This window comes from Duganella lactea (genome assembly GCF_009857505.1).
GTDB classification, from domain to species: domain Bacteria; phylum Pseudomonadota; class Gammaproteobacteria; order Burkholderiales; family Burkholderiaceae_D; genus Rugamonas; species Rugamonas lactea.
Window position 1 is genome coordinate 57000 of record NZ_WWCP01000024.1, and the last position, 16486, is coordinate 73485.

A 16486-nucleotide genomic window follows, 5' to 3' on the forward strand; every position below is an offset into this window, starting at 1 on the left:
TCTCCGTGCTGAAGTTTATTTTCTGGTCCCTGCTTGCCGTGAACGCCGCGCTGTTCGCGTATGGACGCGGCTACCTGGGCCACTTCAGCGGCAACGAGCGCGAACCACAACGCATGCTCAACCAGCTGAACGCCGACAAGCTGTCCGTCATCCCGGCCGACCAAGCCAACCGCGCGGCGCAAGCCGCGGCGGCCGCGCTCACGGAACAGAAAGCGGCGCCGGTGCAGGCGTGCGTGGAAGTGGCCAGCTTCGTGCTGGCCGACGCGCGCCGCTTCGAGGCGCGGCTGGAACCCTTGAAGCTGGGCGACCGCCAGTCGCGCCTCAACCTGCCGGGCACCGAGATATCGAGCTATATCGTTTATATTCCGCCGCAAGGCAGCAAGGAAGCGGCCGACAAGAAAGTCGCCGAACTGCGTGGCATGGGCGTCAGCAACTACTTCATCATGTCCGACAGTTCGCCGCTGCGCTGGGGCATCTCGCTGGGCGTGTTCAAGACCGAGAACGCGGCGCAGAATCAACTGGCGATGCTGACCAGGCAAGGCGTGCGCACCGCGCGCGTGGCGCCACGCATGAGCGGCAGCAAGCTGCTGGGCTTCCAGTTCCGCGACGTTGACGGGGAACTGAAGGCCAAGCTGGAAAAAATCCGCGCCGACTTCCCCGGCGCCGAGATGCGCAGCTGCCGATAACTATCGCTGCACGACGATGGGCTTGAGGCCCAGCGACGACGGCAACCCTTGCGCCGCCTGCAGCGCCTCCTGGCGCGTGGCGAACGGGCCGCCGAACAGGCGGTACACCGCGCCGCCCTGCACCACTTCCATGATGTTGAATTTTCCACCCAGCCGGCCGCGCATCGCTTCCGCGTTGTCGGCGCGCGAGTAGGCGCCCAGTTGCAGGTAGAAGCCGCCCGTGGCGACGGCGGCTGGCGCGGCGGCATCGGCCGGGGCGCGGTCGGTCAGCATCAGCGCTTCGATATCCGTGGCGGGGCTGGCGGCGGCGCCGGTGCCGGCCGGCGCGGCCGGCGTCAGCACCAACGGCGTATCGACCATCTTCGCCGTCACTGTCGGCGTAGGCGTTGGCGCGCTTGGCGGCGCCGAAGGCAAGCGGTCTTTGGACTCCGGCGTCAGGCGTGGCCGGGTACTGCCGGACAGGCCGTCGCGCGTGGCCAGGATACGCTCGATTTCATTCGGCAGAATGCGTTCGATCTTCAACTCATGACTGCCCTTGCCCAGCAAGCCCAGTTTCAGCGCCGCCGTGTAGGACACATCAATGGCGCGGCTGGCGTGGAACGGCCCGCGGTCATTGATACGCACGATGACGGTGGCGCCGCTGACCATATTGGTCAGGCGCGCGTAGGACGGAATCGGCAAGGTCGGATGCGCGGCCGTCATCTTGTACATGTCGTACAGTTCACCGGACGAGGTGCGCTGGCCGTGGAACTTCTTGCCGTACCAACTGCCGACGCCGATCTGTGTGAACGGTTCTTCATCGGTGATCGGCGTGTAGGTCTTGCCGAACACCGTGTAGGGACGATTGGAGCGCGGCAGCAGCGGATCATTGCGCACATCGGCGTCCGGCGTCTGCATCAGATTGGCCGGCGGCGCATCGCCGGGACCATCGTCCTGATAGTAACCGCCGCGTCCCGAGTTCGCCGGCGGCAGCACCGGCAGCGAGGGATCGACCTTCTTGACGCTCGGCGGCTTGATGGTCGACGGCGGGATCTGCACCGGGCGCGGCGTGCGCTCCGCCACCGGCGCCGTGCCGCAGCCCACCAGCGCCAGCGCCGTGGCCATCGCACCCACGTTGAGGAGATGGTTACGTCGCAGGCGCATTGCCATTCACCGTGTCTTGTTTTTCCACTTTGCCCTTGTCCTTCTCCTGCGGACGCTTGCCCAGCAGGTAATAATCCAGTGCTTTCCGCGCAATCGGCGCGGCCGCATCGCCGCCCTTGCCCGCGTTCTCCACCACCATCGCCAGCACGATGCGCGGCTGCTCCACCGGCGCGAAGGCGGTGAACAGCGCGTTGTCGCGCAGGCGCTCAGCCAACTTGGCGGCGTTATACTTCTCGCCTTTACGGATGGTGATGACCTGCGCCGTGCCGGTCTTGCCGCCCACCGTGTAGCCGGCGCCGGCGAAGGCGCGGTAGCCGGTGCCTCCCGGCTCGCTGGTCACACCCACCATGGCGTTCTTGATGAAATCGACATTCTCCTGTTTGAGCGGAATGCGGTAATGCGCCTGCACCACCGCCGGACGGCGCGCGTGCGTCACGCCGTCTTCCACGGTTTTCACCAGGTGCGGCTTCAGCACCACGCCGTTATTTGCCAGATTGGCCACAGCGTGGGCGATCTGCAAAGGCGTGTACGCGTTGTAGCCGGAGCCATTGCTGACCGAGATAGTATCACCACCCACCCAGCGCCCCGCCGCACCTTTGAAACGCCGGCTTTTCCATTCAGGCGACGGCAGCACTCCGACCTTCTCGTTTTCCAGATCGATGCCGGTCTTGCGGCCGAAGCCGAACGGCTGCATGAAGTCATGAATGGCGTTGATGCCCATGTCGTGACCCAGCACATAATAGTAGGTATTGCAGGACACGATGATCGACCGGCGCATGTCCACCGTGCCATGGCCGCCCACCACATCGTCGTTGAAGCGATGCCCGCCCAGCATGTAGAAGCCGGGATCGTAGATGGTCTGCGACGGCGTGCGCTTGCCCAGTTCCAGCGCGGCCAACGCCATGAAGGGCTTGAAGGTGGAACCGGGCGCGTAGGTGCCGGACAGCGGGCGGTTGATCATCGGCCGGTCCGGCGAGTTATTCAGCTCGCCCCAGCTTTGCGCGTCGATGCCGTCGACGAACAGATTGGGATCATAACCGGGACGCGACACATAGGCGAGCACCTCGCCGGTCGCCGGCTCAATCGCCACCAGCGCGCCACGCCGGTCGCCAAAGGCTTCCTCGACGATTTTCTGCAGTTCGATGTCGATCGACAGTATCAGGTTGCTGCCTGGCTTGGCCGGGGTGCGCGACAGTGTGCGCACCGCGCGGCCGCCGGACGTCCTCTCCACTTCCTCGTAGCCGGCCTGCCCATGCAGCAGCTTCTCGTAGCTTTTCTCAAGGCCTTCCTTGCCGATATGGTCGGTGCCGCGATAGTTGGCCGCATCGTCGCTGTCGCCAAGCGCATCGGCTTCGGCGCGGCTCACGCGGCCGATGTAGCCGACCACGTGCGACGCGGTTTCGCCCTGCGGATATTCGCGGAACAGGCGCGCCTGCACCTCGACGCCGGGAAAACGGAAATGCTGCGCGGTGAAGCGCGCCACTTCCTCATCGGTGAGGCGGGTACGCAGCGGCACGCTCTCGAAACCCCGTGCGTCCTCCAGCAGTTTCTTGAAGCGCTTGCGGTCCTTGAGGTCGATCGCCACCAGCGTGGACAAGCCGGCGATGGTCTCGTCCAGCGAGGCGTTCAGCTTGGACGGCGTGATCTCCAGCGTGTAGGCCGAGTAGTTGCGCGCCAGGACCACGCCGTTGCGGTCCACAATCAGGCCGCGATTCGGCACCACCGGCAGCAGCGAGATGCGGTTCTCTTCCGCCTTGACAGCGAAGGTTTCGTGCTGGATCACCTGCAGCCACAGGAAGCGCGCCAGCAGCAGCGCAAAGCACAGGAACACCAGGCCACCCAGCAGCGTGACGCGCAGGCGGAAGCGGCGCAACTCGGCGTCGTTGTCCCGGAGCGTCGTCACCTCAGGTCTGCACCAGCTTGCGGTGCCGCTGTATGCTCATCAGGATGCCGCCGGCGACGCCCAGCGTCACCAGCGCGGTGCCGCCGTAGCTCATGAACGGCAGCGGCACGCCGACCACCGGCAGGATGCCGCTGACCATGCCCATGTTGACGAAGGCGTAAGCGAAGTAAATCATGGTCATGGCGCCGGCCAGCAGGCGGGTGAACAGGTTCGGCGCATTCCCGGCGATGATCAGGCCACGGCCGATCAGCAGCAGGTACAGCACCATCAGAATCAGGTTGCCCACCAGGCCGAATTCCTCCGAATACACGGCGAAGATAAAGTCGGTGGTGCGCTCCGGGATGAACTCCAGGTGGGCCTGCGTGCCGTGGGTCCAGCCCTTGCCGGTCAAACCGCCCGAGCCCACCGCGATGGTCGACTGGATGATGTGGAAGCCCTTGCCCAGCGGGTCGGTGGTCGGGTCGATCAGCGTCATCACGCGTTCGCGCTGATAGTCGTGCAGCACCGACCAGATGATCGGCAGCGCGGCGGCGCCAGCCAACAGCAGCGCCACCAGCGCCTTCCACGCCAGTCCGGCGAGGAAGATCACGCTGAAACCTGCGGCCACCACCAGCAACGCCGTGCCCAGGTCGGGCTGGCGCACCACCAGGCCGACCGGCACCGCCAGCAACAGCGCCGCGACGCCGAACGATTTCCAGTCCAGATGGCCGGAGCGGTTCTGGAAATACCACGCCAGCATCATCGGCGTGACGATCTTCATGAACTCGGACGGCTGGATGTCGATGCCGACGTGCAGCCAGCGCCGCGCCCCCAGCTTGATGATGCCGAACAGCGCCACGCACACCAGCAGGAACACCCCGGCCGCGTAGGCCGGCACCGCGATCCGCATCATCAACTGCGGCGTGACGTTCGACACCACCCACATCACGATGAAGAACAGCACGATATTGCGCAAATGGTCTTCCATCTTGCCGGGGATGCCAAGGCTGGCCGAGTACAGCGTGACCATGCTGACCGTCAGCAGCATGAGCAGAATGACCGTCAGCGGGCCGTCGAATACGGTGAAGTAGGGCCGCAGTCGACGCCACAGCGAGCGTCTTTCATGAATGCGCATGGTCTGGTAATCCTTATTGTTTCTTCCGTTCCGGCGTGGCCGGTTGCGGCGCCGGCGCGGCCGCTGGTGGCGTGGTCGGTGCCGGCGCTGGTGCTGGTGCAGGCTGGGTTTCGCGCGCCGCGGCGGCGGCTTCGGCCGCCTCGGGGTCTTCGATCGGCACGAATTCCGCCGCGTCCTCCTTCGGCACCTTGGTGGTTTCCTTGCCCGCCGGGCGCTTGCCCAGCAGGTAGAAGTCCAGCGCCTTGCGCGCGATCGGCGCGGCGATCTCCGCGCCCCAGCCGGCGTTTTCCACCACCATGGCGACCACGATTTTCGGCTTGTCGGCCGGCGCGAAGGCGACGTACAGCGCGTTGTCGCGCAGGCGCTCGGCCAGCGCCGCCTTGTTGTACTTCTCGTTGGCCTTGATGCCGACCACCTGCGCGGTGCCGGTCTTGCCGCCCGAGGTGTAGCCGGCGCTGGCGAAGGCGCGGTAGGCGGTGCCGCCAGGTTCGCTGTTCACACCCACCATCGCGCTCTTGATGATGTCGATGTTTTCTTGCTTGAGCGGGATGCGGTAGCTTTCCTTCGGCACGGTGAGACGGCGCGCGCGGGTGGCGCCGTCTTCGATGATCTTGACCAGATGCGGCTTCATCACCACGCCGTCGTTGGCCAGGTTGGCCATGGCGTGCGCGATCTGCAGCGGCGTGTACGAGTTGTAGCCGGAACCGTTGGACACCGAGATGGTGTCGCCGCCGACCCAGCGTCCGGCGTTGCCCTTGAAGCGCTTGCGCTTCCACTCCTTCGATGGCAGCACGCCGACCTTCTCGTTATCCAGGTCGATACCGGTTTTCTGGCCGAAGCCGAACGGCTTCATGAAATCGGTGATCGAGTCGATCCCCATGTCGTTACCCAGCTGGTAGTAGTAGGTATTGCAGGAGACGATGATCGAGCGGCGCAGGTCCACATTGCCATGGCCGCCAACTTTATCATCGCGGAACTTGTGGCCACCCAGGTAGAAGAAGCCGGGGTCCGGATAGGCGGTGGCGGCGTTGCGCTTGCCCAGTTCCAGCGCGGCCAGCGCCATGAAGGGCTTGAAGGTGGAACCCGGCGCATAGGTGCCGGACAGCGGCCGGTTGACCATCGGCCGGTCGAGCGAGGTATTGAGTTCGTTCCAGCTTTGCGAGTCGATGCCGTCGACGAACAGATTTGGATCGTAGCCGGGACGCGAGACGTAGGCCAGAATGTCGCCGGTCTCCGGCTCGATGGCGACAAACGCGCCGCGCCACTCGCCGAAGGCTTCCTCGATCACCTTCTGCAGTTCGATGTCGACCGACAGGATCAGGTTATTGCCCGGCGTGGCCGGAGTGCGCGACAGCGTGCGGATGGCGCGCCCGCCGGCCGACACTTCCACTTCCTCGTAACCGGTCTGGCCGTGCAGCTGCTTCTCGTAGCTTTTCTCCAGGCCTTCCTTGCCGATATGGTCGGTGCCCTTGTAGTTGGCGGCATCGTCGTTGGCTTCGATGGCCTTGACCTCGGACTGGTTGATGCGGCCGATGTAGCCGATCACGTGCGACGCGGTCTCGCCCAGCGGGTATTGGCGGAACAGGCGCGCCTGCACCTCCACGCCGGGAAAGCGGAAGCGCTGCGCGGTGAAGCGCGCCACTTCCTCGTCGGTCAGGCGGGTGCGCAGCGGTATGCCTTCGAAGCTTTTGGATTCGTCCAGCAGCTTCTTGAAGCGGCGGCGGTCCTTGACGTCGATCTCCACCAGCTTGGACAGCTCGTCGATCGCCTCGTCCAGCGTGGTGTGCAGCTTGGACGGCGTGATCTCCAGCGTGTAGGCCGAGTAGTTACGCGCCAGGACCACGCCGTTGCGGTCCAAAATCAGGCCGCGGTTCGGCACCACCGGCACGATGGCGATGCGGTTCTCTTCGGCCTTGACGGCGAAGTCGTTGTACTTGATCACCTGCAGCCAGATGAAGCGCATCAGCAGCAGCGCAAAGCAGAAAAACACCATGCCGCCGATCACCGTCAGGCGCAGGCGGAACTGCTGCAGTTCGCGCTGGTTATCCTTGATTTCGTTCATGCTGGTACCGCTGCGTCAAATCGGGCGGGTGTGATCGCGGTCGACCGCGCGGCGCTGCGGCGCCAGCAACAGCCAGGTGATCAGCGGCCACAGGACGGCCGCGCCCACGCTCTCGATGAAGTAGAACCAGCCGGGGAATTTACCGGAGACGAAGAAGCGCACGATCAACTGCACCGACTGCGCCATCAGCAGCAGCGGGAACACATGCACGGCCTGGGTCCAGATCGGGAACCACAGCACCCGGCGGTGCATCATGATGGCAAAGTAGGACAGCAACGTGTACGACAGCGCGTTCTCGCCCAGCAGCGTGGCGTCGTGCACGTCCATCAGCAGGCCAAGCATGAAGGCGGTGCCGATGCCGACCTTGCGCGGCTGATGCACGCCCCAGAACACCAGTACCAGCGCGACGAAATCCGGCACGCCGACGAGGTGGCCCCACGGCAGAAGATTCAGCAGGAAGGCGCCGAACAGGCTGAAAAAGATGAACAGCGGGCTGACCGGCAGCAGGATGTAGTGCGGGCGGTTCATCGTGCCGGCTCCTTGGGTTGGTCGGCGGCGGCCGGCGCGGCGGCATCGGTGGCGGCCGGCTTGGGCTTGGGCGCCGGCGGCGGCACCGGTATCAGGCCCGGCGCGCCAGTGGCGGCGGTCGGCGCGGCCGGTGCGGCGGCACCAGCGGCGGGCGGCGCCGGCTGGCCTTCGGCCTCCTTCGGCACGTCCTTGACCGGCGCCATTTGCTTGTTATTCTTGCGCAGCGGCTTGGCCTCGTCCTCGGGTGGACGCGGCGGCTTGTCCGGAGTCGACATCAGTATCAGCAGTTGGGTGTTGTTGGCGATGCCGGCCAGCGGCTGGCAAATCACGCCGCCGAACGAACCGCCGGCGCTGTTTTCAACCTGCGTCACGCGCGCCACCGCCAGGCCGGCCGGATACACGCCGTCCAGGCCCGAGGTGACGACGATATCGCCCACCTGGATATCCGCGTTCGGCGCCGTGAAGCGCAACTCCAGGTTGCCCGGCTTGCCGCGGCCATAGGCCACGCTGCGCAAGCCGTTGCGCAGCAGTTGCACCGGGATCGCCTGCTCCTTGTCGGACAACAGCGTCACCTCGGAGGTGAACGGGAACACCCGCGTCACCTGGCCCACCACGCCCTGGTTGTCGATCACCGGCAGGCCAAGCTGTACCTCGTTGCGGCTGCCGCGATTGAGAATGATCTTGCGGCTGTTGACGTCGCGCGCGTCGTACAGCACCTCGGCCAGCATCGACTTGACCGGCACCTGCTGGCGCGCGTCGAGCAAGCGGCGCAGCTGGGCGTTTTCCGCCGCCTGCAACTGCGCCAGCTGCAAGGCCTGCGAATTGAGAATCTGCTGCCGCTTCATCTCGTTGACCTGCTTTTCCATCGACGACAAGGAGGAAAAATAATCGCCGACGCCGTAAATGGCGTCGCGCGGCATCAGGGCCGCCATCTGCAGCGGATACAGCACGGTGCCGGCCACCTGGCGGATCGTGGTCAGGCTGCGCATATGCGAGTCGACCAGCAGCAGTGCAATCGAAATGCACGCAAACACCATCACCTTGACCCGGGCCGAAGCACCTTGCTTGAAAAGTGGCGGAGGACTGTATTCCATGACTTCCAAATAATCCGGCGCACGCGCGCCAACGAGACTGTCAACTCACCCAAAAGAACCGGGGCCGCTTGTTGGCGGCCCCGGTCTTGTCACATCATTCGTAGGAGAAGATCGAGCCCAGTTGATCCATGCGCTCCAGCGCCATGCCCGAGCCGCGCACCACGCAGGTCAGGGGATCTTCGGCCGCCAGCACCGGCAGGCCGGTTTCTTCCATCAGCAGCCGGTCCAGGTCGCGCAGCAGCGCGCCGCCGCCGGTCAGCATCATGCCCTTCTCGGCGATGTCGGCGCCCAGTTCAGGCGGGGTTTGTTCCAGCGCGTTCTTGACCGCCGAGACGATGTTGTTCAGCGGGTCGGTCAGCGCTTCAAGGATTTCGTTGGACGAGATGGTGAACGAGCGCGGGATGCCTTCCGACAGATTGCGGCCCTTGACTTCCATCTCCTTGACTTCGGAGCCTGGGAAGGCCGAACCGATGGCCTTCTTGATCGCCTCGGCGGTCTGCTCGCCGATCAGCATGCCGTAGTTGCGGCGGATGTAGTTGACGATGGCCTCGTCGAACTTGTCGCCGCCCACGCGCACCGAACCCTTGTAGACCATGCCGCCCAGCGAGATGATGCCCACCTCGGTGGTGCCGCCGCCGATGTCGACCACCATCGAGCCGGTGGCTTCGGACACCGGCAGGCCGGCGCCGATCGCCGCCGCCATCGGCTCTTCGATCAGGTACACCTGCGAGGCGCCGGCGCCCAGCGCCGATTCGCGGATCGCGCGGCGCTCGACCTGGGTCGAGCCGCACGGCACGCAGATGATGATGCGCGGCGAAGGACGGAAGAATTTGGAGTCGTGCACCATGCGGATGAACTGCTTGAGCATCTGTTCGGTGACGGTGAAGTCGGCGATCACGCCGTCCTTCATCGGGCGGATCGCCTCGATGTTGCCGGGCACCTTGCCCAGCATTTGCTTGGCTTCTTTGCCAACCGCCTGAATGGTCTTTTTGCCATTCGGGCCGCCTTCCTGGCGGATAGCCACTACCGAAGGCTCGTCCAGTACGATGCCTTGGCCGCGAACGTAGATCAGGGTATTGGCCGTGCCCAAGTCGATGGCCAGATCAGAGGAAATGTAACGACGTAAAAAACCAAACATTAAAGTGTCCCGTGGCGCCACCAGTGTGCGCGTAAACCGTTGAGTAAGAAATCTGTCCGAAATGCGGCGGCAGCAATGATTCGGCGCCGACAACGCATCAACCCGCCATTCTACCTTATAATTTAACTGCGATTTATCGAAAATCCACGCAATAGTGTGGTGCCTGAGACCGCGAATTAAGCGGCATTCGTCGGCAATTATCGACGGATAGCAAGAAATTCAAGTTTTTTATCAAACTCACAACTAAGCTCCGCCATGTCCCTGACCCTAACCGACGTAACCCGCATTGCCAAACTGGCCCAACTTGAGATGAGCGAACAGCAAAGCGCCACCGCGCTGGACCAGCTGAACGGCATTTTCGCGCTGGCTGAACAGATGCAGGCGGTCGATACCGACGGCGTCGCCCCGCTGAGCCACCCGCTGGCCGCGCACATGAACAACATCGCCCTGCGCCTGCGCGACGACGTGGCCGCCGAACCGAACCGCCGCGACGCCTATCAGGCCGTGGCGCCGAAAACCCAGGACGGCCTGTACCTGGTGCCGAAAGTGATCGAGTAACAGACCCCGCCGCCGGTATTCCGGCGCCGGCCGGAATGCCGGCGACGCCGCAACGAATTGAACTGAACCGCCCATGCACACCAAAACCATTAAAGAGCTGTCCGTCCTCCTGCACAGCAAAGCGATCACCGCCACCGAACTGGCCCAACACTTCCTCGACCGCATCGAGAAAAGCGACCTCAACGCCTTCCTGCACGTCGACCGCGCGCTGACGCTGGCGCAAGCGGCCGAGGCCGACGCCCGCCTCGCCGCCGGCACCGCCACGCCATTGACCGGCGTGCCGATCGCCCACAAAGACATCTTCGTCACCCAGGGTTGGCGCTCGACCGCCGGCTCGAAGATGCTGGCCAACTACGTCAGCCCATTCGACGCCACCGTCGTCGAGAAGTTCCAGCAGGCCGGCATGGTCACGCTGGGCAAACTCAATTGCGACGAATTCGCCATGGGATCGGCCAATGAAAACTCGGCCTTCGGCCCGGTGAAAAACCCGTGGGACAAAACCGCCGTACCGGGCGGCTCGTCGGGCGGTTCGGCCGCCGCCGTGGCGGCGCGCCTGGCGCCGGGCGCCACCGGCACCGACACCGGCGGATCGATCCGCCAGCCGGCCGCGTTCTGCGGCATCACCGGCATCAAGCCGACCTATGGCCGCGTATCGCGTTTCGGCATGATCGCCTTCGCCTCGTCGCTGGACCAGGGCGGCCCGATGGCGCAAACCGCCGAAGACTGCGCGCTGCTGCTCAACGCCATGGCCGGCTTCGACGAACGCGACTCGACCTCGCTGCCCCCGGAACTGGGCGGTGTGGACGAAGACTACACCCGCGAACTAGGCCAGCCGCTGACCGGCCTGCGCATCGGCGTGCCGAAGGAATACTTCGGCGAAGGCCTGTCGCCGGACGTGGAAAGCGCCGTGCGCGCCGCGCTGGCCAAGTACGTGGAGCTGGGCGCGACGCTGGTCGACATCTCGCTGCCGAACACCAAGCTGTCGATTCCGGCCTACTACATGATCGCCCCGGCCGAGGCCTCGTCCAACCTGTCGCGCTTTGACGGCGTGCGTTACGGCTTCCGCGCCGAAGGCTACAAGGACCTGCAGGACATGTACCGGAAAACCCGCGACCAGGGCTTCGGCAATGAAGTCAAACGCCGCATCATGGTCGGTACCTATGTGCTGTGCCACGGCTACTACGACGCCTACTACCTGAAGGCGCAGAAGATCCGCCGCCTGATCGCACAGGACTTCGAGAAAGTGCTGAACGGCCCGGACGCCGTCTGCGACGTCATCATGGGCCCGGTGGCGCCGACCGTCGCCTGGGACCTGGGCGACAAATCGGATGATCCGGTGGCCGCCTACCTGGCCGACATCTTCACGCTGTCGACCAGCCTGGCCGGCCTGCCCGGCATGTCGATCCCGGTGGGCTTCGGCGCCAAGGAGCGCCCGGTGGGCCTGCAGATCATCGGCAAGCATTTTGGTGAGGCCAAGCTGCTGAACGTCGCCCACGCCTATCAACAGGCGACCGACTGGCACACCCGCGCTCCGGCCGGCATCTAAGAACAAACACACAGCGAGAATCATATGGAATGGGAAGTCGTCATCGGTATTGAGAACCACGTGCAGCTCACTACCGCATCAAAAATCTTCAGCGGCGCGCCGACCACCTTCGGCGCCGCAGCCAACACCCAGGCCAGCCCGGTCGACCTGGCGTTGCCTGGCGTGCTGCCGGTCATGAACAAGCAGGCGGTGGATCGCGCGATCCGCTTCGGCCTGGCCGTCGGCGCCAAGATCGCGCCGGCCTCGATCTTCGCCCGCAAAAACTACTTCTACCCCGACCTGCCGAAAGGCTACCAGATCAGCCAATTCGAAGATCCGGTGGTGCTGGGCGGCGCCGTGACGTTCGGCTACGAGAAGGATGGCGAATTCGTCACCAAGACCGTCAACCTGACCCGCGCCCACCTGGAAGAAGACGCCGGCAAATCGCTGCACGAAGACTACGCCGGCATGTCCGGCATCGACCTCAATCGCGCCGGCACGCCGCTGCTGGAAATCGTCTCCGAGCCGGAGCTGCGCAGCGCCGCCGAGGCGGTGGCCTACTGCAAGGCGCTGCATTCGCTGGTGATGTGGCTGGGCGTCTGCGACGGCAACATGCAGGAAGGCTCGTTCCGCTGCGACATCAATGTCTCGGTGCGCCCGAAGGGCCAGAAAGAATTCGGCACCCGTTGCGAGATCAAAAACCTGAACTCCTTCCGCTTCATCGAAGAAGCCGTGCACGTCGAAGTGCGCCGCCAGATCGAGCTGATTGAAGACGGCGGCAAAGTGGTGCAGGCGACCCGCCTGTACGACCCGGATCGCAAAGAGACGCGCGAAATGCGCAGCAAGGAAGACGCGCAGGACTACCGCTACTTCCCGGACCCGGACCTGCCGCCGCTGGTCATCTCCAACGCTTGGATCGAGCAGGTGAAAGGCGCGATGCCGGAACTACCGGCCGCGATGCGCGCGCGCTTCGTCACCGAATACGCGCTGCCGGACTATGACTCGCTGGTGCTGACCCAGTCGAAAGCCATGGCCAACTATTTCGTCGCGGTGGTGGACGCCGCCGGCAAGGACAACGCCAAGGCCGCCGCCAACTGGCTGATGGGCGACGTCTCGTCGACGCTGAACCGTGAGGGCGTGGACATCGCCGACGCGCCGGTCAAACCGGCGCAGCTGGCGCTGATGCTGAAGCGTATCGCCGACGGCACCATCAACAACAAGACCGCCAAGGAACTGTTCGGCGACATGTGGGCCGCCAAATCGGACGACGACAACCTGGTCGACGCGCTGATCGAATCCAAAGGTCTGAAGCAGATCTCCGACACCGGCGCGCTGGAGGCCATCGTCAACGAGGTGATCGCCAACAACGAGAAATCGGTCGAGCAGTACCGCGCCGGCAAGGAAGCGGCGATCAACGCGCTGATCGGCCAGGCGATGAAAGCCTCGCGTGGCAAAGCCAACCCGGCGCAGCTCACCGAGCTGCTGAAGGCCAAACTGGCCGGTTAACCCCCAAGGACGCCACGGCGTCCTTTTTCATACATGGATCCTTGGCGATGACCCGCGCACCGGGACTTGATTTGCTGCGCGCGCTGGCCATCGCCGCGGTGATGCTGTACCACATCAGCAGCCACGGCATTCCGATGCCGGTGTTCGTCGAACATGGCTGGATGGGCGTGGACCTGTTCTTTGTACTCAGCGGCTATCTGATCGGCTGGCAGCTGCTGCGTGCTTACGCGCACGGCGAAGCGCCGCACTGGAGGCGTTTCATGCTGAGCCGCGCGCTGCGCATCCTGCCGGCCTATTACGCGGTACTGGTGCTGTATGTGTTGCTGCCGTCGCCCGAAGGCGGCGCGCTGCAGCCACTGTGGAAGTACCTGACCTTCACGCTCAATTTCGCCTCGGACTGGCGCCAGGGGGCGGCGTATTCGCACGCCTGGTCGCTATGCGTCGAAGAACACGTCTACCTGCTGTTCCCGGTGGCCGCCTGGCTGCTGGCGCGCCGCCTCAACGCACGCCGGGCGATAGTGCTGGCAGTGAGCCTGATCGGCGGCGGCATGCTGCTGCGCGGCTGGCTGTGGCAGGCGCAAGTCGCACCGCATCTCGCCGATGATGCCGGTGGGGCGATGCGCAACTTCATCGGTCTGATCTACAACCCGACCTACGCGCGCCTGGACGGCCTGCTGATGGGCGTCAACCTGGCCGCATGCCGCGCCTTCCGCCCGGCGTGGTGGGATGCATTGCTGGGTCATGGCCGCGCACTGCTGGCCGCCGGCGCCATCACGCTCGCCGCCAGCACACAGATCCCGCTAATGAGTCCAACCGGCGCCATCGTCCTGTTCCCGCTGGTCGCACTCGGCTGCACCATGCTGCTGACCGGCGCCATCAGCCCCGCCACCTGGATCGGCCGCCAGACGCTGCCCGGCGTGCGAACCGTGGCGATCCTCGCTTTCAGCCTCTACTTGATCCACAAACAAATCTACGCCTGGCTCGACACCCTGCTGCCAGACCTCGGCCGCCAAGCGCCCATGCTGGCCCTGGTCATCTACATGGCAGCCTCGCTGGCCGCCGCCGCCCTGCTCTATCTGGCAATCGAACGCCCAGGCCTGCGCCTACGGCGACAGTTAACCGGTCACTGATAAAAGTATACATTTTTGTCTACAGTAGCTACGCTACAGCTTTTACAACGATTGGACAGGCGCTGTCGTGAGCATTCCCAAACCCACAGCCGGAGAGTTGGAGCTGCTGCAAACCCTGTGGCCGCTGGGCGCGGCCACCGCCAAGCAGGTGCACGAGGCCATGCTGGCCGAGAAGCCCGACCTCGCCTACGGCACCGTGCTGCGGCTGATGCAGATCATGCACACCAAAGGCATCCTGACCCGCGACGAAAGTCAGCGCTCCCACATCTACGCGCCCGCCCAGGCGCAGGACGCGCTACAAAGCAACCTGCTGCAAGACCTGATGCAGAAAGCCTTCGCTGGCTCGGCCAAGGCGCTGGTGCTGGCCGCGCTGCGCACCGGTATCTCGAAAAAAGAACGCGCAGAAATCGAGCAACTGCTGAAGGACGATAAACAATGAACGCCCTCACCTACGCGCTCGGCATGACGCTGATGCACTTCCTGTGGCAAGGCCTGCTGCTCGGCTGCGCCACCGCCGTCGTCCTCACCCTGCTGCGCAACAGCCGCGCTGAGTACCGCTATCTGGCCGCTTGCTGCGCGCTGCTGGCCTGCCTGGGCTGGCCGGCGTTCGATCTGTGGCAACGCCTCGCCAGCGGCGCGCAGCCGTCCAGCGCCAGCTTGCCGGGACTGCAAGCCGCGTATGGCGCCGCCCGCGAGCAAAGCTGGTTCGATCTGCGCGATGCGCTGCGCCACGTCGTCAGCCTGTGGGCGCTGTGCGCTGCCGTGCTGGCGCTGCGCATGCTGGCGGGACTGCTGTGGATAGGACGCGTCAGCCGCCACCCACATACGCATCCTGGCCAGCAACGCTGGGAGGCGGAATTGGCGCAACTGGCGCACCGCTTCGGCATCAACCGTGCGGTGCGCCTGCGCGTAACCGCCAGGCTGGCCAGCCCGGTCACTGCTGGCTGGTGGCGTCCGGTAGTGCTGGTGCCGGCATCGCTGTTGAGCGGTATGCCGCCGGACCTGCTGCATGCCCTGCTGGCGCACGAAATGGCGCACATCAAGCGCCACGATTACGTGGTGAACCTGCTGCAAAACGTGATTGAGACGCTGCTGTTCTACCAGCCTGCCGTGTGGTGGATTTCGCGCCGCATCCGCGTTGAGCGCGAGCTGATCGCCGATCATCTGGCCGCCCAACAGCTGGGCGAACCGCGCCGGCTGGCGCTGGCCTTGTCGGAACTGGAAAAGCTGCGTTTCGCCGATCAGCAACTGGCGCTGGCGGCCAGCGGCGGCGACCTGGTACAGCGCATCCAGCACCTGCTGCGCCCTGCCCCGCAATCGCTGAACTGGAAGGCCGCTTGCGCCATGCTGGCGGTGGCCGCCGCCTGCGTTTCGATCTACGCGCAGGCTACCGTGGTGGAGAAGCGCCCACGCGCGATCACGGCGGCGCGGGTCGATTTCCGCACCTGCGCCAAGCCGGCCTGGCCGGAAGGTGCCATCGCGGCCGAGCGCACCGGCATGGTCCAGCTGGCGTTCCAGATCGATGCCGAAGGCCATGTCAGCAACGCCAAAGTCGACCGCAGCAGCGGCCACATCGATCTGGACGAAGCAGCCCGCATCGGCATCGGAAAATGCCAGTTCAAACCCGCTACCCGGGCCGGCAAGCCCTTCGCCACCTGGCAAAAAATGCAGTACGTCTGGACGCTGGAGTAGACTATCAGTACGCACAGCATCAGGAGCCATCATGGAAAGCCCCCATATCTCACGCGATCCCGAAATCATGAGCGGCGTGCCCTGTTTTAGTGGTACGCGCGTGCCGGTGCAGAATCTGTTCGATTACCTGACAGGCCGATCCTCGCTGGAAGACTTTTTGGCTGACTTCCCATCGGTTTCAAGAGAGGTGGCAATGGCTGTGCTCAATACAGCCAAGAGCCGCCTGCTAGATCATGCGTTTGCTGCTTGACGAGTCCGTTCCCGCCAGACTACGACGTCACCTCCCCGGCCACACCATAAAGACAGTGGTTGAGAAAGTACTGTCGACAAAAACATTCCACACCAACAGAATCTTGCGCAGCTTCCAATCGCGGTGGTGATCCTGGATGCTCTTTCGAATGAATTAA

At 64.5% G+C, this 16486-nt stretch carries 15 protein-coding genes; 8 read left to right on the forward strand and 7 right to left on the reverse strand.

What is annotated here, in order from left to right; translation table 11 throughout:
• Positions 1-5: 5 nt before the first annotated feature.
• Positions 6-686 (forward strand): SPOR domain-containing protein, encoded by a 681-nt coding sequence (locus GTP44_RS18095; RefSeq protein WP_161020529.1) that lies wholly within the window; start codon positions 6-8, stop codon positions 684-686.
• On the opposite strand, the gene GTP44_RS18100 is transcribed toward GTP44_RS18095, so the two are convergent.
• The 7 genes from GTP44_RS18100 to GTP44_RS18130 all read right to left on the reverse strand — a co-directional run bounded on the left by GTP44_RS18100 (position 687) and on the right by GTP44_RS18130 (position 9668).
• Complete coding sequence (locus GTP44_RS18100) at positions 687-1829, reverse strand: septal ring lytic transglycosylase RlpA family protein (protein ID WP_161020530.1); 1143 nt, start codon at positions 1827-1829, stop codon at positions 687-689.
• Positions 1813-3732, reverse strand: coding sequence for a penicillin-binding protein 2 (gene mrdA / locus GTP44_RS18105; protein WP_161020531.1), 1920 nt, complete (start codon positions 3730-3732; stop codon positions 1813-1815). The genes GTP44_RS18100 and mrdA (GTP44_RS18105) overlap by 17 nt, the downstream gene beginning before the upstream one ends.
• Position 3733: 1 nt before the next feature.
• Positions 3734-4846, reverse strand: coding sequence for a rod shape-determining protein RodA (gene rodA, locus GTP44_RS18110; protein WP_161020532.1), 1113 nt, complete (start codon positions 4844-4846; stop codon positions 3734-3736).
• 13 nt (positions 4847-4859) lie between these two features.
• The gene (gene mrdA / locus GTP44_RS18115; RefSeq protein WP_160989649.1) at positions 4860-6908 is read right to left on the reverse strand and encodes a penicillin-binding protein 2; all 2049 of its coding nucleotides are present in this window, start codon (positions 6906-6908) and stop codon (positions 4860-4862) included.
• A gap of 15 nt (positions 6909-6923) precedes the next feature.
• A complete protein-coding gene (mreD, locus tag GTP44_RS18120) occupies positions 6924-7436 on the reverse strand; it encodes a rod shape-determining protein MreD (RefSeq protein WP_160989650.1) in 513 nt (170 codons plus the stop codon).
• Positions 7433-8530 (reverse strand): rod shape-determining protein MreC, encoded by a 1098-nt coding sequence (gene mreC / locus GTP44_RS18125; protein WP_161020533.1) that lies wholly within the window; start codon positions 8528-8530, stop codon positions 7433-7435. Before mreC ends, mreD begins: the two co-directional genes overlap by 4 nt.
• A 94-nt stretch (positions 8531-8624) precedes the next feature.
• On the reverse strand, positions 8625-9668 hold the full coding sequence (locus GTP44_RS18130; protein ID WP_160989652.1) for a rod shape-determining protein: 1044 nt from the start codon (positions 9666-9668) through the stop codon (positions 8625-8627).
• Positions 9669-9923: 255 nt separating this feature from the next.
• Here GTP44_RS18130 and gatC point away from each other — a divergent pair, with 255 nt between their 5' ends.
• From gatC to GTP44_RS18165, 7 genes are all read left to right on the forward strand, one after another.
• Positions 9924-10226 carry an Asp-tRNA(Asn)/Glu-tRNA(Gln) amidotransferase subunit GatC gene (gene gatC, locus GTP44_RS18135; RefSeq protein WP_160989653.1) on the forward strand — a complete coding sequence of 101 codons (303 nt, stop codon included), beginning with the start codon at positions 9924-9926 and terminating at the stop codon, positions 10224-10226.
• A gap of 73 nt (positions 10227-10299) precedes the next feature.
• Positions 10300-11772, forward strand: a complete 1473-nt coding sequence (gene gatA / locus GTP44_RS18140) for an Asp-tRNA(Asn)/Glu-tRNA(Gln) amidotransferase subunit GatA (protein WP_161020534.1) — start codon at positions 10300-10302, stop codon at positions 11770-11772.
• Between the two features lie 24 nt (positions 11773-11796).
• Positions 11797-13257 (forward strand): Asp-tRNA(Asn)/Glu-tRNA(Gln) amidotransferase subunit GatB, encoded by a 1461-nt coding sequence (gene gatB, locus GTP44_RS18145; protein WP_161020535.1) that lies wholly within the window; start codon positions 11797-11799, stop codon positions 13255-13257.
• A 47-nt stretch (positions 13258-13304) separates the two neighbouring features.
• Positions 13305-14387: an acyltransferase family protein gene (locus GTP44_RS18150; RefSeq protein WP_161020536.1), complete on the forward strand. Its 1083-nt coding sequence runs from the start codon at positions 13305-13307 to the stop codon at positions 14385-14387.
• Between the two features lie 67 nt (positions 14388-14454).
• On the forward strand, positions 14455-14826 hold the full coding sequence (locus tag GTP44_RS18155) for a BlaI/MecI/CopY family transcriptional regulator (RefSeq protein ID WP_161020537.1): 372 nt from the start codon (positions 14455-14457) through the stop codon (positions 14824-14826).
• Positions 14823-16079: a M56 family metallopeptidase gene (locus tag GTP44_RS18160; RefSeq protein ID WP_161020538.1), complete on the forward strand. Its 1257-nt coding sequence runs from the start codon at positions 14823-14825 to the stop codon at positions 16077-16079. The genes GTP44_RS18155 and GTP44_RS18160 overlap by 4 nt, the downstream gene beginning before the upstream one ends.
• 31 nt (positions 16080-16110) lie before the next feature.
• A complete protein-coding gene (locus GTP44_RS18165; protein WP_160989659.1) occupies positions 16111-16329 on the forward strand; it encodes a DUF433 domain-containing protein in 219 nt (72 codons plus the stop codon).
• Positions 16330-16486 lie beyond the last annotated feature (157 nt).

Coding starts and splice junctions, on each gene's coding strand:
- gatB (WP_161020535.1), top strand. CDS start 11,797: ATGGAATGGGAAGTCGTCATCGGTATTGAGAACCACGTGCAGCTCACT.
- mreD (WP_160989650.1), bottom strand. CDS start 7,436: ATGAACCGCCCGCACTACATCCTGCTGCCGGTCAGCCCGCTGTTCATC.
- gatA (WP_161020534.1), top strand. CDS start 10,300: ATGCACACCAAAACCATTAAAGAGCTGTCCGTCCTCCTGCACAGCAAA.
- GTP44_RS18150 (WP_161020536.1), top strand. CDS start 13,305: ATGACCCGCGCACCGGGACTTGATTTGCTGCGCGCGCTGGCCATCGCC.
- rodA (WP_161020532.1), bottom strand. CDS start 4,846: ATGCGCATTCATGAAAGACGCTCGCTGTGGCGTCGACTGCGGCCCTAC.
- mreC (WP_161020533.1), bottom strand. CDS start 8,530: ATGGAATACAGTCCTCCGCCACTTTTCAAGCAAGGTGCTTCGGCCCGG.
- GTP44_RS18160 (WP_161020538.1), top strand. CDS start 14,823: ATGAACGCCCTCACCTACGCGCTCGGCATGACGCTGATGCACTTCCTG.
- gatC (WP_160989653.1), top strand. CDS start 9,924: ATGTCCCTGACCCTAACCGACGTAACCCGCATTGCCAAACTGGCCCAA.
- mrdA (WP_160989649.1), bottom strand. CDS start 6,908: ATGAACGAAATCAAGGATAACCAGCGCGAACTGCAGCAGTTCCGCCTG.
- GTP44_RS18100 (WP_161020530.1), bottom strand. CDS start 1,829: ATGCGCCTGCGACGTAACCATCTCCTCAACGTGGGTGCGATGGCCACG.
- GTP44_RS18165 (WP_160989659.1), top strand. CDS start 16,111: ATGGAAAGCCCCCATATCTCACGCGATCCCGAAATCATGAGCGGCGTG.
- GTP44_RS18130 (WP_160989652.1), bottom strand. CDS start 9,668: ATGTTTGGTTTTTTACGTCGTTACATTTCCTCTGATCTGGCCATCGAC.